Below are 22,061 nucleotides of genomic sequence, written 5' to 3' on the forward strand. Positions count from 1 at the left end.
TCGCTCTTTTTTAATTTTCACTATGGATTTGAAAAGAAAATTATTGAAACGTATGTTCGTATTTGGTATGATATTCCTATCAACAACTAGGAGGTGAATATTGTGCCAACTATTACGGTGAAAATTCCATTATACGAACCTACAAAAGCAAAACAAGAAATGTATGAAACTATGCAACAAAATTTTTCCATTGCCTGTAATGATACTTTGGATTTGAAACGAAATCATCCAAAGTTAAAGGCTTCTGAAATTGATAATAAACTGTCTCACATTCAATTACCTTCTACTCTGATTCAGGAATCTAGAAAATTAGGAATCAGCCGTTTTCAGGATTGGAAAAAGAATCAGAAAACCAAAGGTTTTCCTTCGTTTCGTAAGCGAATCTCTATTTTGTTTAATAACCAAAATTGGAGATTTAGATTTGATAATGGTTTTCTGAAATTAGGAATTCCAACTTTAGAAGAAGGCAATCTCACGATTGATAAATATATCCCTTTAAAATCAAATGATTATAACCTATTTTGGGTGAATTACCTATTGAATGGTGAAATGGATAAAGAAAGTAAATATTATCAAAAATCATATGAATCTATTTCAAAACCTAAAAAAGGGAACGGGCAGCTATTTTTTAAAAAGGGACAGTGGTTCTTTTCATTTGTTATCTCTTTCGAGATACAAAAGGAAGAAAAAGAAGAAAAATCCATCGGTGTAGACCGTGGATTACGTTTAATTGCAGTAGCTGGTGATGCTGAAACTGGTAAATACGTAACTTTTAATGGCAAACATATTGGACATATTCGTAGAAAATACTACAAGTTAAGAAGAAAACTTATGAAAGCTAAAAATATGAAGGCTGTTAAACGACTTGAAGACAAAGAACAGCGTATTGTTCAATATTGGAATCATTTGATTTCTAAACGAATTATTGAATTTGCAATTCAATATAATGCTTCTATTATCAAAATCGAAGATTTAAGTAGTATTCGTTCTATGAAAAAATATTGGAAGCGTTCCGATAGAAATATCAATTCTTGGGCTTTCTATGATTTGGAGTTGAAACTCACTTACAAAGCACAATTAGCCGAGCTAAAAGTGGAGAAAGTGAATCCATACAAAACAAGCCAAGAATGTTCAAAATGTGGTAAAGTCAAAAAATCCAATCGAAGAAAAGAATGGTACATATGCTCTTGTGGAAATAAAATAAACGCTGACGTAAATGCCAGCTTCAATATTTCCAAAAAACCATCTATTGATTTGCAAAAAACTGCGGCTTAAACCCGCTGTGTAAGGCTCAATACCTTACATAAGGCACCTGACTGTGCTGAACTCCTAGCCGTTGATGTGCTACCGGTTTTCGTTTGAATAAACGGAGAACGGACTGCGCGGAGGTAACGGAAACCACCTACGGCACTGACCGTTCTATACGCAGTGAAGCTCTCCGTGGGAATCCCCTTCCTCAAAAATTCGTTAGAATTTTAGGTGGGGGAGGATGTCAAAGTGTATATATTAAATCCCATCTTAGTAATTATTGAGATGTCTCCATATACCACTTCGTTCTTGAGGAAGGAACTACAGTATAAAAGGAACTGATTACCGCTCCTTTTAAAACCCTGATATTAAGTAATTGATAGCTTCATATTAACTATAATAATAGCAAGAAAATATGAAAAAAACAGGTACAATGATTTGTACCTGTTTACTACTTATCAAAAACACTAGTCGTATTGATTACATTTTGAATTTCGAAATAACCTCTTGTAGTTCTTCTGATATTTTAGTAAGTTTTGTTAATGAATCTAATACCTCATCTGTCGATTCTAATTGATTTAAAGATGATTTTGTAACTTCTTTGGTACTAGACAAAGCCTTTGTTGATATATTTAATACCTCATTAGAAGAAGCTGCTACTTCTTCAGAGCTCGCAGAAAGTTCTTCTGTTGCTGCTGAAATTTCTATGATTTGTTCATTTACATCCTGCACATTTGCGAAGATGCTATTAAAAATACTTCCAGCATGATTAATGATTTGAACTCCCTCATTCACGGATAACTCACCGTTCTTCATAGATTCAACTGCTAAATGTGTATTCTTTTGAACATTATCTATAATTTCATTAATTTGAGCCGCTGAAGCTTTTGATTGCTCTGCAAGTTTACGAACTTCATCTGCCACAACTGCAAATCCTTTTCCGTGTTCCCCTGCTCTAGCTGCTTCAATAGAAGCATTTAGTGATAATAAGTTTGTTTGTTCTGTAATGTTCGTAATCACTTCCATAACTTTTTGGATTTCTTTTGAATGCTCTTCTAATTCTTTGATTACCTCTGAACTCTTCGATACAGTAGATTGTATATTTTCCATTTTCTTAATAGCTTCTCCTATTACATCATTTCCGCCATTTACTTCTTGTAGTACGCTTCCAGAAGAATTTGTCACAGAAGAAGAAGATTGAGCAATTCTTTGAATACCAATTGCCATTTCATTCATAGCTGTTGTGATATCAGATAAATTCTGAACTTGTGCTTCTGCACCATCTACAACGCCATTTGATACTTTTTGAATATCTTGAGAAAGTTCTTTGTTTTGACTTGATTTGATATTTACTTCTTCTGCATATCGATAAACTTCTGTTGCTCGATTCATAACTCCAGAGATAGTTGTTTTTAGATTTTCTATCATATGATTAAAGTTATGAGCCATTGCTCCAAATTCATCTGCTGAGCGAATATCTAATGTTCCTGTAAGGTCTCCTTTTGATAATTGCAAAGATAAATCTTTTACTTTATTTAAGTTTCTAGTGATATAGCGAACATAGAAGTGAATCGCAACAATAATTACAACTATTAAAACTGCGCTAACTACTATTAAGTTGGTTAGAAGTGTAGAAACTGGTTGTAATATTTCTTTTTCTGATGCAACAATCCCCACTGTCCAATCCGTATTAGGCATATTAGCAAAGTAAATTCTCTTGTCTTCTTTATTTTCTGATTGGAATTTCACAATCCCATTTGGGTCGTTTAATATTTGTTGTCCTATTTTCGCAAGCGATGGATTAGATTCATTTGTAATTTTTTCTTTCATTATCTTAGATGAATCTGAATTTGATAAGTAAGTTCCATCTTTAGACAATAAAAATACATTATCACCTTTTGTCAGTTTTATTTTTTTTATCATATCTTGAATGCCTGAAACATCTAAATCTCCTGTAACTACACCAGCGAACTGTTTGTTTTTATCATAAAATGGATTAGAAACTGTGATTAATGTTTTCTTTAATACCTTGTCATAATAAGGTTCTGTGTAAGATAGCTTCTGATTATCCTTCCCAAGTTTATACCAATCTTCATTTGTGTAATGATTATTCGGATTGTTGTATTCATATGTTACCTTGAAATCATTACCGTCTCTATATTCATAAGTAGACTTTGATATATTATTTTGAGGTTCAAAAAAGACTCCAAAACCATAACTATGTTCATTACTTTTCAATTCAGATTTAATTGAATGATTTAATGTTGCTAAATTCGCATCTTTATAATTCTTATTTTCTAATTCATTTACTAAGATGTTAGTTAGATTAGAATGTGATGAAACTTCTTTTTCAATACTTCCAATAATCCCACGTAATTGGCTATTCATATTTTCATCTATTTCTTTGTTAAGTATGTCTTTGGAATTAGAATAGCTTAATACCATAGTGCCTATTAATCCAACAGAAATAACAGGAACCAGTAAAGCATACGTTTTTGATTTTAAACTTTTGAATTTCATAATAGAACGCTCCTTTCTAAAACATTACATAAGTACGATATAATAATATCAAGTTCCTAAAAAAAGGAAAGTTTTTTGTGTATCTTTTTTGATTGCTCAAATTCATTTACAATATTTTATATCTTTATAATTAAAAACGGGTTTTTATCATAATTCTGAAATAAAAAAGACACCTAGATGTATTTCAAATATCCAGGTGTCTTCTTAATTTTCATATGTTATTGTTTCGATACTGCTATTCTCAAAATTTGTTCTGATAATTTATCTTTCTGTAACGCGAACATTAATCCAGTAAATTCTTCTTTTACGTTCTCTATTACCCAACACGCAAATTCTTTTTGTGTTGATTTAGGAGCTTTTTCAAATGTTGCTTTTACATTTTGTAATATCGCTTCTTTCTTCTCTTCAAATTCATTTCTATAATCAATAAATGACTGTTTGTATTCATTTGGAAGAGAATCAATGATTCCATCGAGTTCTCCGTTTACCCACGCTTTCAGAATATGTGGACGCTCCATAACACGTATACATTTAAATACATGAACATGTTTTGGATTTTTCACTTTGATTCGTTCGTCATTCCCATAGCGAATAACAAAACCTTCGAAATTGTATTCACTATTCTCTGCTACAGAAACAGCTTCTTCAAATGTAAATTCATACTTGTCCGGAATTTTCATCCCAAGTGTATTTGCTAATTCTTTTAATTCTTCGTAGTTATAATCATGTTGTGTAATTGTATGTACAGCACCTACAAGGATTAAATCTTCAAAATCATAAGATGTAACTACTTTTACATCAGGATGAATAACCTCTACAACAAGTGTTGTGTTCTCAGGAACTAGATGTTCAACCTGTTTATATTTTTCATTCCAAATCTGATTTGCTATTTTAGCTGGAACAGAAATGAAGCTGCAATCAGAAGCGAATCGTAATTCTCCATTTAGTATATAAGACAGAGCTTCCATTCCATCATATTTTTCAGTAACTTCAATCTTATGATATGGATAATTTTCATCCAGATATTCTGTAGAAAATTTTCGGTTTTCTCTTTGACTGAAAAATTTAGTAAAGCCTCTTGCTACAATCTCTTCTGTTTGTTCATTTACTACTAAGTTACGGCATGCCATATTAACTCTATTCCATTTGCGACCAAATCTGCATCTTTCCGTATACTTCAGAATTACAATCTTCTCATTTTCTGGATGATGAATTCTTTTTACATTTTTCTTCTCGACTTCTTGCATATATGCTGCTTTAAACTCTTGAAAGTTCATATACATTCTCCTTTAGTGTAGTAGTAACATATCAGTAAGGGAATTGTAGCATATATATGTATTCAAAAAAGGCGTTTTGTATTTTTTTTGAATTCATTATGAAATTAAATAAAAAAAAGAAAAAACCGAGTATCTATCACTCGATTTTTTACTTAACAGACAAAAATATATGAAATTTTTATGTTTACAATCCCCTACTCTGCTCTAATATTAATTTTATATATCTATAAAGAACACTATTAATCTTGTAGTTAAACATTGTTCATTGAATAAAATATTCAGAATTTTAAAACCGACCTATTCTGTTTAAATATATCATCTGTCACTTGCAAAAAGTATGTTTTAAACTTTCATAGTTGAACACTTCTACCAATGTCATGGCTATGATGTATGACTTGTATTTTTTTTCAAACAACAAAGGGATATGAATAGATTTTTTTGTATCCACAAAAGGAAATTTCTTTGTGCACAAAAGTTTTTTTACTAAATCTGAATTCTTTCTTACAAACGAAACAAGTAAAGATACTTGATGTTTTTCCTCTGAGCTTAATTGGTGCTTGGTTAATTCCGATAAACTAATTGAAAACGATTTGAGCACTTTTGCAAAATGTTTGATTTCAATGGAAGCTATTTCCTTGTTGGCGGATTTTAACTTTGAGAGGAGCCGTGTCTTTGTCTTTAGTTCTACGTAGTCTATTCGATTAGTAATTCCTAATTGTTCCGATTCGTTTATAAGGTCCGCAAACAATTTCTGTCCATAGGTAATGAGTTCTTCGGTAGGTTTAGTAACCTCGCGAACCCAGGATTCAATATCATTTGCATATTGTATCGTATTATATGTACTTTTTGTTAGTCGGTCTGAATCGCAAAAAGGGTCTTTTTTCTTTGCTAGTTTTTTTGCAAGCGATAATAACAATCTCGTTTCCTCTCCTCACTCTCATATAATAATATATCTAATATTAAAAACAATATCATAAAAAAATAACAATAACAACGAACACTATTTCCCAAATTTCAAAATGACAAAATAAGAAACCATTTAAATATTGTACTTCCACTATACTATATCTGAATATCAAGAACAAAAGAATTACATCCGAAATGTCTCAAAATAACAAATTCTAGCACTGAAATGCTTATTTAACGACTCAAAAAGAAAACACTTCTCTAAAATAGAGAAGTGTTCTGTTTAAATTGTCTTACCACAAATTATCAACTTCCATAATTGCTTTGGAAATTATATTTTGTATTTCAATTTGCTTTTCGAAGTGTTTCTTTGTATTATCTTCAGTACCAAAAATATTGTGTGCTGATTCGTGTGCGATTGTATCTAGATTGCCAAGGATAAACTTTACATCGTGAATACTTAAACTGTTCTTTCCTAATTGTGTAGAAGAAATGCCGCCGAAATTCAAATCCTTTCGATTCAAGTGAATTTGGTTTCCTTGTGCATAACCATGAACATGTAATTTTTCACGATATATCTTCGTTCCTCTAAGCTGCACAGTCATTTTGCAGTCAATAGAAGAAATATTAAATGTTTCACCCATACCGAGTGTTTTTTCGATAAATCCAAGAAGTTCCATGACTCTTTCTTCTTTTTTTGTTCGAGCACCGATTTTTATTACTTTATAGTCTTTCTTAATAGCAGTTTCTTCTAATGAAGAAACATGCGGGATACCTAAATGTTCCAAAGCATTATCATATAGAACATGTGGAGATACAAATGTATATACACCGTAGTATTCATATTTAGAAATAAGAGATGCATAATCATCTGCTTTATCTTTTTCAACCCAAATGACATTCTTTTTAGACTTAATGTTCTTGATAGATATCTTGTTCATATCATCTTTTTGAATGATGGATGTTTTATTTGGTTTATTCCCTACATAAGAAGTCATTCTTTTATCTTCTTTGAGGCGTTTTGTATCTCTTTTTTCTTCCGTATTCATAACAACTTGATTTGTGCCTTCTTCACTTTCCACTGTTGGCTCAGATTCATTATCTTCCTTTTCCATTACAGCTACGGCTGCTGGTGCATGTTGTGCTGCATAAGTAGCTTGAGAAGAAGATGTTACAGATGAAATGTTTTGTACAGGCTCACAACTACCATTCATAGAAGATGCGTTTTCAATTTCTTCTTTCGTTATCTGAACAACTTCTCCTTCAGCTAATTCATTCATTGTATCCATCATTTCAACTAATTGAACTACATGTGATGAATCGGAGTGACAGACCATTTCATTATTTTCTTTTTGTGTCTTTTCTCGCGTCTCATATTGATTTAGAATACTTTTCGACTCAATCATTAGATACTGGATGTATTCATCTACGTTCATATGATAATTAATAATCTTAGCGAAATTTTTCATTTCTTCGCTGTTACCGATTTTAATCATATCTTTAATAAGTGTTTTTACATCTTTCGTAAGTTGTTTTCTAAGTTCTCGTTCTTTCGAATCGTAAATAATACCTCGTCTATCTGGTGTTCTAAGGTTTACCGCATTTGGTTTCAATAAAATAGAACCGCTTAATCCATCAAAACCCACTTCTGTTACATATCGATGTTCGAAATAAATCTTGATAGTAGAATCATAAGAATCCGTTAAAGACAATCTACCTTCGTATTTCTTATTGTTAAATGTACGAGTATATGAACTTGCTTCAACAATATCAAAGATGTCTTTTTTCTCAACTAGAATCCCATTGATATAAAAATCCATGTCCGGAATAATACTTGCTGCATTTTCAATGTAGTCCATTAAATCATAACGAAAATCACTGATTCTGTTTCCTTTGAGTTCTAATTCAAATCCATTTTTATAATCCGTTGATTCACTGATTGCAACATCTAGTTCTCCTTTGTTTTCATCTAATACCTCTTTGATATTTAATGAACCCTTCCATCCTAACGTACGAACTTCGAACCAATCAGCAATCATATAGATACTAGTGAAGCCTTCACCAAACCCATGTCCAAATCCACTAAAGTCTAATGTAAATAAGACCTCTGGTACTGGGCATCCTTTTCCATTGTCAGAAATGATAATCGTATCATGATGGATTGTAACAAACACTGTCGTAGCTCCTGCTCTTTTCGGATTTTGAACTACTACTTCATCAATAACAGAATAGATATCATTGTATACAATTCCGTCTCTAACCTTTCTTAGTCGGTTCTTAACATTGCTTGTTACTTTTAGTTTTTTCATGGTTATTTCTCCTCTTTTGTCTTTTTTTTGAACAAATTATACCATGTATTTGGAGTAGCAAATAAAATTCGCATAACTTATGAAATGAAAAACGTGCCAATAAATTTGGCACGTTACATAAAAACTATATAGAATTCTTGTTAAATCCAGATACCTATCAAGAAAATAACAATCATAATAAATTGAATAACACCTTTAGCAAATGTTCCGCTTAAGAATGCCATCAATGTTGCAAATGCTACTTTCAGTGATTTACTTGAAGATTTATGTTGCGTGATTTCTACAAGAAATACTAGAACGAAAGGAATCAAAATAACGCCAAACGGTGGCAATATAAAACTGCCTATAATTAAACCAATAGCAGCTGCTCGCGTCCCCCACTTGGAACCTCCTGCTTTTTCAACAAAGTATATATTCGCTACATAATCCGCAACAAACAGTAAGATAGTTAGAACGCCTAATGATATCCAAGTAATCATTGTTAGTTCATGAGGATTAATTGCAAAATGATACAGTAATACGCCGCCCCACACCATAAGAATAGATGGAATAATTGGATAGATTAAACCTACAAAACTTAAAATAAACAATAAAGTGATTAAGCTCCAAATCATAATGTTCATGTGTTTCACCTCTTCTATTAGTATTTATAAAAAATATCTTACTTCCCTATTCATTTTCCTATGTGGGTAAACTCTTTTAATCTACATAAAACAGGAAAAACAAAAAGGGGATTTAATTATAAGGAAATTATAATCTATGTATAATAGGAAAAACTAGGAGGGATGAAAAATGAATAACAAAATACTTAGTTTGTTACTTTTCTGTTTATGTTTCGGTTTAGAATATGTAAGTTTTCAAATAGTTGGAGATTATTTTGATTCGTTAAATTTAATGGATAATACATTGGCTATCATACTGTTTGTGGTTCTTTCATTGTTATACATTTACTTATATTCTGTCTTACTGGAAAAGTTTTTAAATATAGACGCTAAGAAAACAATGATTCGTGTATTAATTTTCTGTTTATGCTTTGCTTTGAATTATGTGAGTCTCACAGTAGTTATGGATTATTTTTATTCACTAATGTTAATCCATAATAAATTAGTAGCTAGTTTAATCAATAATCCATTGGTAGCTATTATACTGTTTGTGATTATTACGTTGCTATACGGTTGTTTATATTCTGTCTTACTTAAAAGGTTTTCAAATGAAGAATATAGCCAAATAAAGTCCGAATTCATAATACGAAAATATTTTGGTATCGCACTACTGATTTTTATTGCGCTAGTGTTATACAATATTGCAACTGCATTGAAATTGTATGGTTGATACATATAAAAAATAAAGCACTATATTTCTAATAAATAGTTCAGATAACGTGGAGAAAATTTAAAAAACACAGTGTAAAAAACAGTCGAATTCACAACGTAATTAACACACGATTTATCGTATAAAATAACAAAAAAACCACAAGGAATAAATGGTCCTTTGTGGTTTTTTTTGTTATTTTATTTTCGTTATGTTCATTAATTATTTAGCCAATCTTAATATCTATAAGTATCATTTCTACGTTTTAATTCTATATTTATTGAATGTTATATTTCCTCAATTGTCTCTCCTTCAATGATTATAGATTCTATAGAATTATCAGTTTGATAAAATACTTCATAAGTCATTTAATCATCTCTTAGCTATGAATTATACGCATGATTTTTCTTGCTTTGTTGATTAATGGTATAAATTCACTATGATAATCCAATTCAACGAAATCATCACTATATCCCTTAAAAGAGTTTTCAACACCTGCTTTTTGTGTAAGAAAATCATATTCATCGTAAGAAATTAAAACACGATTAAACTCTCCGCTTTTAGATACACTAGTTATGTCAGCATTTTGATAAATTTCTTCAATATTCATATCAAACAACTCCTTTAATTTATTGTACATAATGTGTCTAATGTTCATTAACGTATTCTATATCATTATACGCTAAAATTTATTTTTGTTGGAAAATAGGTAAATATTTATCACAAATTAGCAACCGAATTAACACCATAAATAACAAGAATTATGACAACATTAATTACTATGGGATTTACTTTGCTAATTGGTATGTGATTTAGTATGTTTCTCCACAAAAATTGAACTACTTATATTTCTAAGAGTGCTTTATTTTTTAAATATACTCTGGGCTTTTTCAAAATACTCTTGGATTTCTTTGCGTGTGATATTATCATGAATAACTAATTCTTCATCAAAGGCTAATTTCCACTTTTTCTTTGCTGCATCGATTTGTCTCTCTGTTGCTGGTCCTTTTTCATTATATTCTTCTTTTAACTTCATCATGGTATTTAGGAAAACTAAATAATCATCCGGCAAGTCCACATCTTTATTGATATCCTTACACATACCTTTGAAATATTCTAATTGTTTTTCTGTTGGTTTCTTATTTCTTAAAGCATCTACCTTCTTTTGAACCATATGTTTAAGTTCGCCATCTTCGAATTCCAATTCCTCTTCAGACCACTTTTGATTGTATTTTTTTGAACGCATATCCACAAATACTTCTTTCATGAATTCATCAGTTACTTCTGTAATGAAAATCATAGGATGCTCATGGTTAAAAAGTAAAATGTCATTCACTGATTTCGTTAAACTTCTTTGGAAGCTTTTTTTTACGTTTGCTTCTAAATCCTGATATCTCACATTCATTATTAAAACCTCCATATTCCAGAATCTTCTTTGTACTTTAAGTCATTAGTAATTTTAGTTTTGCTCTCTTCTTTCTTTCGTATGTTTTTTTGTATGTCGGGATTGTTATAATTGAGACTTTCCTTCTTTTTTTCGCATTCAATGAAATATTCTAGTCCAATGGACCAACAAGACCGACTACTTTTAAAATTATCAATGCTTTGACCGTATTCTAGTTCCCCTCCTCCTGCACATATACCGCTAAAATTAAATTCGCAGGTTCTACATGTATTCTCTAATTCGAAGGGATATTTACTTTTGTGTTTCAAGACCAAATTCCTTTCTAAACAAATTGTTAATAAACATGGGTCATTTCACTAATATCTACATTCATTCTACGCATAAAAAACGCTTAAATCAATTGATATGGAAATATAAGTATTAAATACCTTTACAAGTTCTTGTTTGAGTAAAATTAAATAATTAATATTTTCTTATGTGTTATTTACAATTTATGTATAATATCGAAAGTAGGAGGGATGAAAATTGAAAAAAATAATACTTAGTGTATTGCTTTTCTGTTTATGTTTTGGTTTGAATTTGTGGAGTTACCAAGTATTTGAGAATTCCAGTTTAAAAGTAAACTTTGCATTAAATACTCTAATAATAACTTTAATTATTAATTTGTTTTGTGGTTATTTTTATTCTGTTTTACTTAGAATATTTACATATAAAAAACTAAAAACAAACATGCAAATACTTATCGTACTAAATTTCTGTGTATTTGTTAGTTTAAATTTTTGGAGCATAATGATAATTGGTAATTTACATTTAAGCGATACATTATCAATCATTGTAGCTGTAATGATTCCCATATTTTATGGATACCTTCATTCTATTGTGTTTAAAAATTTGATATATACCAAGTTGAAAGGTATTAAAAAAATTGTAGCTTTAATGATTCTTTTGATTGTGGCAATAATTTCTATAAATTTTATATTTTTTAGAATGTATGAGTTTTCATTTTCGATGGAAGATGCCTTTGTTGATGAGAATTATTACATATGCCCAGACGGAATTGAAACAATGGACCTTAGTTCATGTAAATAAATCCAATAAAATAGAGTTTTTATGATTTTGAGTAAGAAAATATCATATATAACAACAAATATAAAACTCTTAATTTCAAAATCGTGCAGGTATTAACATTTCATCAAGAAAAATATGTTAATGGAATTTTAGTTTACAATTACGGGGTGACTTATTTTGAAGAAAAAAACAAAAAAGAAATTGTTATATTTCTTATTAGGTTTAATTTTGCTTATATGCTTTTGCTATTTCCAAAACAATTATATAGTTACGACTGAGTATAATTATAGTTCGAAAAAAGTCCCGGAAAGTTTTGATGGATATAAGATTGTACAACTGTCTGACCTGCACGGAAAATCTTTCGGGGAAAATCAAAAACACTTAATGAACAAAATAACAAAGGTAAAACCGAATCTGATTGTATTTACAGGTGATTTGATTGATGCCCATAAATACAATGAAAAAAATAGCCTTTTGTTAATGGAAAAATTAGTACAAATAGCTCCAGTTTATTATGTGACAGGCAATCATGAATGGCGTTCGGGGAAATTTAATTCATTAGAAAAATCATTGAATGATATAGGTGTTCATGTCATGAGAGATACATATGCAGAAATACGAAATGGAAACCAAAAAATGTACCTTTTAGGAATAGACGACCCTTCTTATAGAGATGAATCATATTCAGAACAATCAATAGCAGAAGAACGAATAAAACATTTAAATGATGAAATTAAAGATGAAGCGAATATTAAAATCTTATTATCTCATAGACCAGAATTACTAGCTTTGTATTCAAGATATAATATTGATTTAGAATTTTCCGGTCATGCACATGGTGGACAATTTAGAATCCCCTTTATAGGAGGGGTAGTTGCGCCAAATCAAGGATTATTACCGAAATACACATCTGGTATGTACGTTAAAGATAATACAACTATGATTGTAAATCGAGGACTAGGAAATAGTATTATTCCACTTAGGATATTCAACCAACCAGAGATAGTTGTTTTAACCTTAAAGAATGAAAATAGTTAAATACAACAGTTTATTGTTAATAGAAAAAAGAACATGAAATTCAAGTCTTCGTGTTCTTTTTTTATTTGTTACCTATTTTGTGTCCTATATAATTAATCCCTTTTATGCTGTTCACAAAAACTTTTCCCTAAAAACAAATAACATGTCTTAAAAAACATGTATCATAGCCTATGAGGTGAGAACATTATGGGAAAAATATTTATAAATTTTATAGTTATGATTAGTGTGTTGTTAACTGGATGTTCATATAATGACGTACAGGTTAAAGTAAATGGCAAATCAAAAGTAATTTCAGAAAGTGCATTGAGATTAGTTTCTTTAAAAAATAGATTACCTGTAAAAAGCTCAGTACCTGCAACTGAAATAGCTGATATCAAAATTGAGCACAATGGCATTCTACATGAAATATTTATTGTAGGAGATTCTGCTATTGTTTATTTTAATGATAGAGAAATTAAACAGTATGAAATATCGTTAGATGAATTACAAAAAATTCAAAGAGAAATAAAATAAAAAAGACTATTTATCTTGATATGTATAAACTAAGTTTTCTTACTTACATAATCCAAAAATATATTCTCTTGAACAAAGCATATAGTAACCGGTTTGCAGCGATGGAAAGATAGTTATTCAAAGAAATGTTTAGAATGAAAACAACTCGAAAAGTTATTTTAATGATATTTAAATTAACACAAAATTACATTTCTTCATCCATATAAATGACATTTCAAAAAAAACATGTATCATAATATCGGGTGATAAAGTTATGGGGAAAGTATTTATAAGTTTTATAATTATGATTAATCTATTCTTGGCTGGGTGTTCAAATGATAATGTAAAAGTTACAGTAAACGGAGAACCTAAGGTGATTTCTGAGAATGTATTGGAAATGATTTCGAAAAAAAATGAGATAGCTGTAAAAAGAGACATAAATCCAAATCAAAAAGGCGATATTGAAATCAAATATAATGGTATTTTACATAAAATATTTGTTGGTAAAAATTCTGCTATTGTTTATTTTAAGGATGAAAAGATTACACAATATGAAATATCGTTAGATGAATTACGAGAAATTCAAGAGAGAATAAAATAAAAGCCTACTCAGTTTAAAAAAACCACGTCATCGTGGCTTTTTAATTTAATACCTTATAAACAGGACATTCATCTTTTAAAATCCTGTAGTCATTTTATCTACTATAGATTTTCTAATAGGTCCAAAGAAATACTCAAACCAACCTATTTTCTCTATTTGTACACCACTATTTGGTTTTATTAAATTATTGTAACTGTTAGGTGTACCAACAAAAATAACTGTTTCATCTTTCATATTAGATTTAAGAATAATATAGTGTTCTTCTCTAATTAAATCTAGGTCGTTTTTCTTAACTTTTTCATTGAATTCTCTTGAGTGATTATGATATTTATATACAGATACATAATCAAACAACAAAACAAAAGAAAGTACAATGAGTGTTGCCCATAAAATCTTTTGTTTTTTCATATACCTATCCCCTTTTTATTCAAATCCCTTTCAAACTTTACCATAATTTCACTTTAAAACAAGAAATTATTTATTCCCATTTATTTAATCCGGAAAATCTCCCTTTTATGTTCAAAGAAATATAGACTAGTTAATTATTTGTGAAAAAAATACTATTAAAATATTAATTTTTTCACAAATAAACACAAATTTACGGTAACATAGTTAAGTGATGTTTTAGAAATAGAAAAGAGGTTTAATTAAATGAACAAAACGAAACGATTAATTCTTATAGATGGAAATAGTTTGCTAAGCTCTTCTTTCTTTGGCTCTATGGATTCTGCTGCTTGGTATAAAGGTGATAAAGACAAAGTAAGAGAGAAAATGATGAAAACGTCAACCGGTCAATATACTAATGCTGTATTGGGTATGACAAAAATACTATTAAAAGTATTTAAAGAACAAAATCCAGAATACATGGCAGTAGCATGGGATGTAAATAGAGATACATTTAGACGTAAAATTTTCCCTGAATATAAAAGTCATCGCGGCGATACCGCTGATGAATTACGTTCACAGTTTCCGGTTATGAGAGATGTATTGGATGCTATGGGAATCGCACAATTCCGTTATGAAGGTTTCGAAGCCGATGATATAATTGGTTCATTATCTACAAAATTCGAAACTGAAGTACCTGTTTTCATTATGACTAAAGACCAAGATGCCCTTCAGCTTGTATCAGAAAATACTCGCGTTTGGTTAAATACATCTACGGCGAAAGATAAAATAAGTGAGTTCTTTGGGGACTTGCCAAAAGGCGCATACAATGTTCCTTCTAATTATTTTGAATTTACTCCGGAAACTTTCCCATTCTATTATAAAGGACTTAGTCCTATTCAAATCATTGATTTAAAGGCTGTTGAAGGTGATAAATCAGACTTTATTCCTGGAGTAAGCGGTGTAGGAGAAAAAGCTATTTATCCGTTATTGAATGAATTCAAAACAATTGAAAATATATATGAATACATAGAGAATAACGATGAAAAAACAGCAAAAGAATTCTTTAAAGAATTAGGGATTAAACGTTCTCCGTTAAAGAATTTAAAAGAAGGAAAAGACATGGCATTTATGTCTAAAAAGTTGGCTACTATTAAATGTGATATGGAACAGCTGCAAGAAGTTACATTAGATAGTTTAAAAGTAAATATTGAACAAGAAAAGATGAATAAAAAATTCAAAGAACTTGAATTCAATAGTCTTATTAAAGATAAGAAGTAAAATAAACTCTCATAACTATAATGACAAAAACCACACTTAATATGTAATAAGGGTGGTTTTTATTTTATGTTTAAACGTAAATATTGAAAGAATGACCAGTAAATTCATTAAGGGCAAATTTAAAGGTTTATTACAATGATGCAAATAGGTATGCATAAGGACACCGGACACCTATTTGCATTATTCATTAGGTAATAAAGTCAAATCGTTTGTGTGAACAAAATTCCCTTTGTAATTCCAATCATCGGTTAACAAAATTTCAAATTCTCTATTTTCTAATTCTAATAAAATATATTTATTTATATTTTCAAAAACAGGAGTAATCTGAGCCATTTTCTCTGCGTATTTTTGACATGATGCAACTTTAATGGGTTGCAAATATTCATTGTATTCTTCATCAGTTCTTAGTTGTTCAAGTTTTTTTTCATAATGCGCTATTTTGTTTTCTGTACTAATTATATTATCGTTATTGTTTGGGACGTAGGATTTACTTAATTTATTAAACTTTCTTTTCATTGTTTTTAAATTTTTATTCATATTTTTTCTTAATTCATTCTCTATCTTTTCTTTTATCATTAAGACTGCGTTAGGGTGCAAGATTTGACCCTTATGTTTCTCGTCATATTCCGATTCAACTATTTTTTTTATATCTTCATCAAACGTATTTATCTTATTTTCAAGTTCATTTGCTTCTTTTTTATAATCATCCATACGTTTGTTATAACCCAGCAATGTTGTTTTCAAATCTCTTATGATATTTGGGATGTTTTTTTCACTTTTTATTCTATTTGATTCTTTTTCATACTCTTCAAAAGCCTCTTTATAAATTAAATCACTATCTGTAGCATCGAAATCAATTTTTATATCCAGTTCATTCTTTCCATTAGAATACATTAGTGATTTCTCTATATTTAGTTTTAATTCAACACTATTTTCAGTAGCAATTAGATTGTAAGTAAAGCGGAAATCAACCTTATATTTTTGTTTATACTTAAAAAAAATGAATTTAAAATCATCCTCTTTAGCATATGCGTTACTTGCGACGTTAAGAAGAATATTGAGGTTCCCATAAATAATTAATTCTGGTTCTTCAAATTTTTCGTCGCTATATGGATACCAATTGTCTGCAAAATATATTTTTTTAATGTTCATATCAATAACATCGCAATTTTTAAGAGCATTTAATTGAACTGACATAATATTATCTACCACCTTTTCAATTTAACATATACATTCTATACAGAATTCTGCAAATTTGTTAGAAATATAATCAAAAGAAGGCATTTAGATATGTCTGTTATGTAACGATTTCGTTATGAACTGTGGAACATTCACCGCAATAAAAATTATCCCTCTACAAACTATCGATGTAAGAAAAAAGGTCTTTGTATAACAACAGCAGATAATGAGTAATATTTAATAAAACAAAAAAAGACTCATCAAATTTTTGATAAGCCCTTCTCAACTTTTATTATAACTATCATCATCGTTCAATAGCTCTATCATTTTCTGTGCAAAACGAATAGATTTTTCTTTTGTTTCTCTGCTCTTTTCAACAAACATATCCCAATTTTCATGATTCATAAATTGTTTTGTTTCAATGTACCACTTTCCACTATTTCCAAATCTTTGTTGTGCCTTTATTTCCTTTTCCGTGCATTTTTTGCGAACTTCTTTAGCCGATATGCCAAGTATAATAGTTGCATCTAAAACTGTAATAAATTCGGGTATATTATATTCTTTGCGCAGCATTTCAAATTCTTTATCCTGTTCCTCTTCGCTCAGGTGATTATTCATGTTCTGTGCCCCTTCTATATTTAATGTTGTTTATTATAGTGATTAAAACAATACTTTCAATGATTTATGCGACAAACGAATATTTAAATATTTTTATGTATCTTCTCATTATTATTTATATTTGTCATCAGTATAATGAATACCTCTATCCCCTTCTTTATTCCATATTATATTTTTCGAAGCGGGAGTTAATATTTCTGGTCTCCCCAAGAAATTAATAAACAAAAAAAGAGTGGAAATCCACTCTTTTTTACAATTTCACTTTCCCTTCTGTCTCTTTTTTAATTTCTGAGAGAATCTCTTCCGGATTAAATCCGCCGTCTCGAATCGTTTTCTCAACGAATTGTCTCATCGTTTTAGGTCCTAATTTTTTTAAATCTTCATTATCAAGCATGCTCTTCACCATCATTTTTACCCGTTTTTTTTCTACAATCGATTGAACTTCTTCTCTACTAACTTTCATTTTTCCAAGCACCTCCAAAACTTTATTTAATGCATCTCCGTCAATTGCGTTAGCGATAAAATAAACAATGTTTGCTGCTATTTTTTTTGCAGTTTCTTCATCAGTCGAAGATGTAACAACTTCAACAACTTCTTTTGTTACATCTTCGACTGGAATGTTTCCGTTGTTCATATAAGGAATATAAGTTAATGCAATTTCTTCTGCCTTAGTTATTTCCTTATTAGTGTAAATTTTTCCCTTAATTTGCTTTAATAATTCTCGTCCATCTAAATCTGGTAGGAAAATTGCATCAAATTTATATTTCATAGTTCCATAATCTAAAGATGTTTCCCTTTTTTCCAACGGATAATCTTCAATATAAATAACACATGTGTAAACTTTTACTCCAAACGCTTCAATTAGTCGTTTGTCGTAATCATACCATCGCTTCAAGTCTTTTATTAAATATTTCACTTGATACTCCAAATGCAAGATTGAACCATCCTCAAGAAAAAAACAATTATCAATGGTTCTTTCTGCTGGTGAATCCCATTCTTTCCTTTTTGGGAATTCTTGTGGACCTGGCTTCAAAACAGGAGCATAATGTAAACCGAAATATTCAAGCAATCGTTCTCCGCCTTTTACATCAGTAAACAATATTTTTTGTCCGGAGTCTTTGTTTTTTCTTTCAACATTTGAATAACTTGTACGTTTTCTACTATTCCCTTTTCTACCCAAACATTTTACCTCCATTATACGCATTATTTTTGTTTTCTTTCAATTGCGCACAGATATTTTACCATTATTTTTAAAAATAAGAAGAAAATAAAATCAATCACTTATTTCATTATCTAAGCTATAATTGTAACTCGCTATAAAAAACGCTCCTATCATATATAATTTCTATTAAAAATTATATATGATAGGAGCACATATTGAATCAATCTAAATGGGATAATAAGATAATGGAAGGAATAAAAAAAAGGTTCGATGCCTTCATTCGAGACTTGTGTAAAGAACACTAGCTACATACAAGATGGCGATGTATTACTTATTGTTTTTCCAAATGATTTTCAAAGAGAATGGCTTTTTAAAAACACCTTGTGTTATTGTTCAAATTTTCTACTGCCGTTCTACAAGCTAGGGATTTACAAACTACCTTTAGCTATTTTTCAAGCCATTACTAAAACCCACAATTTCTACTTTTAGTATAAACAAGAGTTGCTGTAATATCAACTTTCACGCACTCATCCACTATGATTTTATTTTTTATAAATACCAAAGAATCATTGGTATATCTATATTTATTAAAAATCATTAGGGGATATCAAGCGCTTAATTCTTCATGTCATTACGATATTTTTCAAAATCGAATTTCTTGTATCCTGTGACCTCATCTACTATCATAAATTGCTCTCCATCTTCAATGTAATAGATAGAACCGATAGATTCTGAACAAGGAATTTCTTTGTTGTTTGGATGTGTTCGAATAGAGAAAGTAAACAAATTCATTTTCGCTGCTAATCTTGATAGTTTGATTTGTTTCTCTTCGAACGGCATTTTTTCATTATAAAATAAATCCTTATAATCTTCCCATACCGTAGCACCTTTAATTGACTTTTTCGATTCTTCATCGTGAAATTCATAATTTAAAAACAGTGTAATACTGTCGTCATCAATTAATTTCATTCGTTTTGCTACTTCTTTGAAATTTAAGTGCTTTACATCGTTAGTAAAGTTTTCAAAGTTTTGCTTGTGATAGCGTAGTTTATGTTCTTTCATTCTCTGTAACGGCAACTCATAGAAGCGTCCAAATTCCTTTCCTATCAACATCTTTTGTACGTCAGGATGATTTAAATCCTGTTCTAAGCGCCAATCTCCCTTATAAACCACGTCAGCTTCATCAATATGAAAGAAAAAAACCTTCCCAGCTCGCAAACTAGAACGATTAATACGACCACAAAACTGTTCTTCCGCATCCAGGATAGATATATCTTTGAGCCCTATGTCCATATCAATGTCCACGCCAGCTTCTATTACTTGTGTTGCTATGACGACGACATCTTTGTTTATGAAAATTCCGTTTTCATCTTTCTCATTGATAATAGACAGAACCTTTTTCCGATAACTAGAGCTGTCATATCCCGTTAGTTCTACAATAATCCTCCCTTCTTTTGTATGATTCTCTTTCATTTTATTAAACAACTCTCTTGCCGTTTTCGTACTGATGCACTCTATCAAGATTCGTTTCGGTCCTTCTTTTTCTTGAATATCACTTATAATGTTCTGCAATTTATCCAAAGAGAAGGTATTATCCTTTAACAACGAAAAATCCAACTCTACTCGATTTTTAAATAGCTTATTCAAGTAATATTTTTTGGCATTCGGTAGAAGATTTACTCTTGGAACAACAGCCTTTTCTTGTAAATCTAGTAAGAAATTCAAATCAGGAATTGTTGCTGACATTAGTACAATTTTAATATTCATTAGTTTGCTGATTTTATAGAAAAACGTAATAATTTCAGCCCAAATTGAGTTTTTATATCCTTGAATTTCATCCAAAACAATAACACTGTTGCAAAGCTGCACGAATGACAGATTAGATTCTCTTCCAATTCCAAAAAAACTATTAAACAGATTTACATGGGACGTAAGTGTAACTGGATATAACAACATTTGCTTTCGGAGCAATTCTTCTTTGTAATCAATGTCTTCTTCTTGGTCCTTTGTTTCTTTGTCATTTTCATCTTTGGTTTCATTTACTTGAACAATTGGTGTGACAGAATTCACGACCTGCATACGATACGTATCTCCAATTTCTTTGCCGAATACATTGTTTAAAGTGTCTTTTGTTTGCTCGATAAGCGCATTGAATGGAAATACGTATAGAATCTTGTTTAGACCTTGATGAGAGTCTAATAACTGCAATGATAAATGGATTGCATTGTTAGTTTTCCCGCTTCCGGTAGGTGCTTCTAAATAAAATAGTTGTTCCTGACTATTCGTCTTTATTTCTCGTTCTACCTCTAGGAAAATATCAGAGCGGAGTGCGTTAATAGGCGCATTTTTGAAAAATGTATCATCTTTAGAATATGCTTTTATCCCTTTATAGATAGGGATGCTCTGGTACTTGTTTAACAAAGCTTTAGTGTCTTTTTGGTTCAAATAGTAAGAGTTAGGTTTCTCACCTTTAAAGAAGGCATAAGTAGCCTTGAAATCGCAATGGACTATTGCTGAGAAAAGTAATTTTGAAAGTAAATAAAATTCAAATTCTGATATATTCCGTTTACTTGCATCCACCTTTGTTAACTTCTTAAAAGAAAATGACTTTAATCGTTCTTTTTCTTTATAGAAATCAACATATGGACATTCCTCATCTGTGATTTTTTCGTGTAAATCCTGTAATTTCATCAAATACTTTTCCATTCCATCGTTTGTACCATTTACTTCCCCCATATTTTCCAAGTGAGTATGATGCCTAGAGATAATATAAGAGAATGTGAAGACGACACGACGCAAGAATCCTTTTGTCTTTACATCTTTGAATCCACTTTCTATTTGAGGTATGAAAATATCTAAATACAATAGACTCGATAACAAGGAATGATTCGTGTCCGAATACTTATATGATGGTTGAAATGGTAATGGATTTTTCATCGTTTTTTGTTGGAATATAGGATTAATTTTTCCTAAATCGTGCAGGTATACCGCTTGCTTAAATAGCATGATGACAAAATCTTTTACAGTATCGTTTAATGATTGTTCTTTTCCGTAATGCATTTCATCTACAATTCGATGAAGCGTATCTTGTAACTTATTTTTCACCATCAATTCATGTAAAAAATAGATTGTTAAATCGGAATGTTCTTCTAACGTTTCCACTTTATCTGTTTTTGTATGGGCAAGGATGTTTTGCTCGGTTATATAGTGTGATATATTCTGCATGTTTGTCGTCCTTTCTATAAAAAAGAGAGGCATTTGC

The 22,061-nt window shown here is 30.1% G+C and carries 19 protein-coding genes and 1 pseudogene; 7 read left to right on the forward strand and 13 right to left on the reverse strand.

The window, feature by feature from the left end; all coding sequences use genetic code 11:
* Window positions 1-102 precede the first annotated feature (102 nt).
* Entirely contained in the window at window positions 103-1,275 is a 1,173-nt protein-coding gene (locus PDL00_RS05810) for an RNA-guided endonuclease InsQ/TnpB family protein (RefSeq protein ID WP_270727421.1), read from the forward strand.
* A 453-nt stretch (window positions 1,276-1,728) separates the two neighbouring features.
* Here PDL00_RS05810 and PDL00_RS34840 read toward each other — a convergent pair whose 3' ends face one another.
* The 6 genes and pseudogenes from PDL00_RS34840 to PDL00_RS05835 all read right to left on the reverse strand — a co-directional run bounded on the left by PDL00_RS34840 (window position 1,729) and on the right by PDL00_RS05835 (window position 8,883).
* Window positions 1,729-2,697 carry a methyl-accepting chemotaxis protein gene (locus PDL00_RS34840; RefSeq protein WP_420107068.1) on the reverse strand — a complete coding sequence of 323 codons (969 nt, stop codon included), beginning with the start codon at window positions 2,695-2,697 and terminating at the stop codon, window positions 1,729-1,731.
* Window positions 2,671-3,768, reverse strand: a pseudogene (locus PDL00_RS34845) (PDC sensor domain-containing protein); the annotation flags it as partial. The gene PDL00_RS34840 and the pseudogene PDL00_RS34845, both read right to left, overlap by 27 nt.
* Window positions 3,769-3,986: 218 nt before the next feature.
* Window positions 3,987-5,045 (reverse strand): RNA ligase, encoded by a 1,059-nt coding sequence (locus PDL00_RS05820; protein WP_270727427.1) that lies wholly within the window; start codon window positions 5,043-5,045, stop codon window positions 3,987-3,989.
* 322 nt (window positions 5,046-5,367) lie between these two features.
* A complete protein-coding gene (locus tag PDL00_RS05825) occupies window positions 5,368-5,961 on the reverse strand; it encodes a hypothetical protein (RefSeq protein WP_270727430.1) in 594 nt (197 codons plus the stop codon).
* Between the two features lie 283 nt (window positions 5,962-6,244).
* Window positions 6,245-8,260 (reverse strand): hypothetical protein, encoded by a 2,016-nt coding sequence (locus PDL00_RS05830; protein ID WP_270727432.1) that lies wholly within the window; start codon window positions 8,258-8,260, stop codon window positions 6,245-6,247.
* A gap of 140 nt (window positions 8,261-8,400) precedes the next feature.
* Window positions 8,401-8,883, reverse strand: a complete 483-nt coding sequence (locus PDL00_RS05835; protein ID WP_270727434.1) for a DUF456 domain-containing protein — start codon at window positions 8,881-8,883, stop codon at window positions 8,401-8,403.
* Window positions 8,884-9,052: 169 nt separating this feature from the next.
* Here PDL00_RS05835 and PDL00_RS05840 point away from each other — a divergent pair, with 169 nt between their 5' ends.
* Window positions 9,053-9,592 carry a hypothetical protein gene (locus PDL00_RS05840; RefSeq protein WP_270727436.1) on the forward strand — a complete coding sequence of 180 codons (540 nt, stop codon included), beginning with the start codon at window positions 9,053-9,055 and terminating at the stop codon, window positions 9,590-9,592.
* A 358-nt stretch (window positions 9,593-9,950) separates the two neighbouring features.
* Here the strand turns inward: PDL00_RS05840 and PDL00_RS05845 are convergent, their stop codons facing one another.
* Window positions 9,951-10,181: a hypothetical protein gene (locus PDL00_RS05845; RefSeq protein ID WP_270727438.1), complete on the reverse strand. Its 231-nt coding sequence runs from the start codon at window positions 10,179-10,181 to the stop codon at window positions 9,951-9,953.
* Window positions 10,182-10,433: 252 nt separating this feature from the next.
* On the reverse strand, window positions 10,434-10,976 hold the full coding sequence (locus PDL00_RS05850; RefSeq protein WP_270727440.1) for a hypothetical protein: 543 nt from the start codon (window positions 10,974-10,976) through the stop codon (window positions 10,434-10,436).
* A 525-nt stretch (window positions 10,977-11,501) separates the two neighbouring features.
* On the opposite strand from PDL00_RS05850, the gene PDL00_RS05855 reads away from it, so the two are divergent.
* The 4 genes from PDL00_RS05855 (at window position 11,502) to PDL00_RS05870 (ending at window position 14,175) form a co-directional block, all read left to right on the forward strand.
* Window positions 11,502-12,065: a hypothetical protein gene (locus PDL00_RS05855; RefSeq protein WP_270727442.1), complete on the forward strand. Its 564-nt coding sequence runs from the start codon at window positions 11,502-11,504 to the stop codon at window positions 12,063-12,065.
* A gap of 156 nt (window positions 12,066-12,221) precedes the next feature.
* On the forward strand, window positions 12,222-13,082 hold the full coding sequence (locus tag PDL00_RS05860; protein ID WP_442868309.1) for a metallophosphoesterase: 861 nt from the start codon (window positions 12,222-12,224) through the stop codon (window positions 13,080-13,082).
* A gap of 186 nt (window positions 13,083-13,268) precedes the next feature.
* Window positions 13,269-13,595 (forward strand): hypothetical protein, encoded by a 327-nt coding sequence (locus tag PDL00_RS05865; protein ID WP_270727444.1) that lies wholly within the window; start codon window positions 13,269-13,271, stop codon window positions 13,593-13,595.
* 253 nt (window positions 13,596-13,848) lie between these two features.
* Entirely contained in the window at window positions 13,849-14,175 is a 327-nt protein-coding gene (locus PDL00_RS05870) for a hypothetical protein (protein WP_270727446.1), read from the forward strand.
* 75 nt (window positions 14,176-14,250) lie between these two features.
* On the opposite strand, the gene PDL00_RS05875 is transcribed toward PDL00_RS05870, so the two are convergent.
* A complete protein-coding gene (locus PDL00_RS05875; RefSeq protein ID WP_270727449.1) occupies window positions 14,251-14,583 on the reverse strand; it encodes a hypothetical protein in 333 nt (110 codons plus the stop codon).
* 243 nt (window positions 14,584-14,826) lie between these two features.
* Here PDL00_RS05875 and PDL00_RS05880 point away from each other — a divergent pair, with 243 nt between their 5' ends.
* Entirely contained in the window at window positions 14,827-15,840 is a 1,014-nt protein-coding gene (locus PDL00_RS05880; RefSeq protein WP_270727452.1) for a 5'-3' exonuclease, read from the forward strand.
* Window positions 15,841-16,020: 180 nt separating this feature from the next.
* Here the strand turns inward: PDL00_RS05880 and PDL00_RS05885 are convergent, their stop codons facing one another.
* From PDL00_RS05885 to cas3, 4 genes are all read right to left on the reverse strand, one after another.
* Complete coding sequence (locus PDL00_RS05885; protein WP_270727454.1) at window positions 16,021-17,037, reverse strand: hypothetical protein; 1,017 nt, start codon at window positions 17,035-17,037, stop codon at window positions 16,021-16,023.
* Between the two features lie 264 nt (window positions 17,038-17,301).
* Window positions 17,302-17,637, reverse strand: a complete 336-nt coding sequence (locus PDL00_RS05890; RefSeq protein WP_270727456.1) for a hypothetical protein — start codon at window positions 17,635-17,637, stop codon at window positions 17,302-17,304.
* 250 nt (window positions 17,638-17,887) lie between these two features.
* Window positions 17,888-18,817: a hypothetical protein gene (locus tag PDL00_RS05895; RefSeq protein WP_270727457.1), complete on the reverse strand. Its 930-nt coding sequence runs from the start codon at window positions 18,815-18,817 to the stop codon at window positions 17,888-17,890.
* A 597-nt stretch (window positions 18,818-19,414) separates the two neighbouring features.
* Window positions 19,415-22,024 (reverse strand): CRISPR-associated helicase Cas3', encoded by a 2,610-nt coding sequence (gene cas3 / locus PDL00_RS05900; RefSeq protein ID WP_270727460.1) that lies wholly within the window; start codon window positions 22,022-22,024, stop codon window positions 19,415-19,417.
* Between the last annotated feature and the right edge of the window lie 37 nt (window positions 22,025-22,061).

Origin of the sequence: Bacillus cereus group sp. TH152-1LC (assembly GCF_027710505.1) — a bacterium.
GTDB classification, from domain to species: domain Bacteria; phylum Bacillota; class Bacilli; order Bacillales; family Bacillaceae_G; genus Bacillus_A; species Bacillus_A mobilis.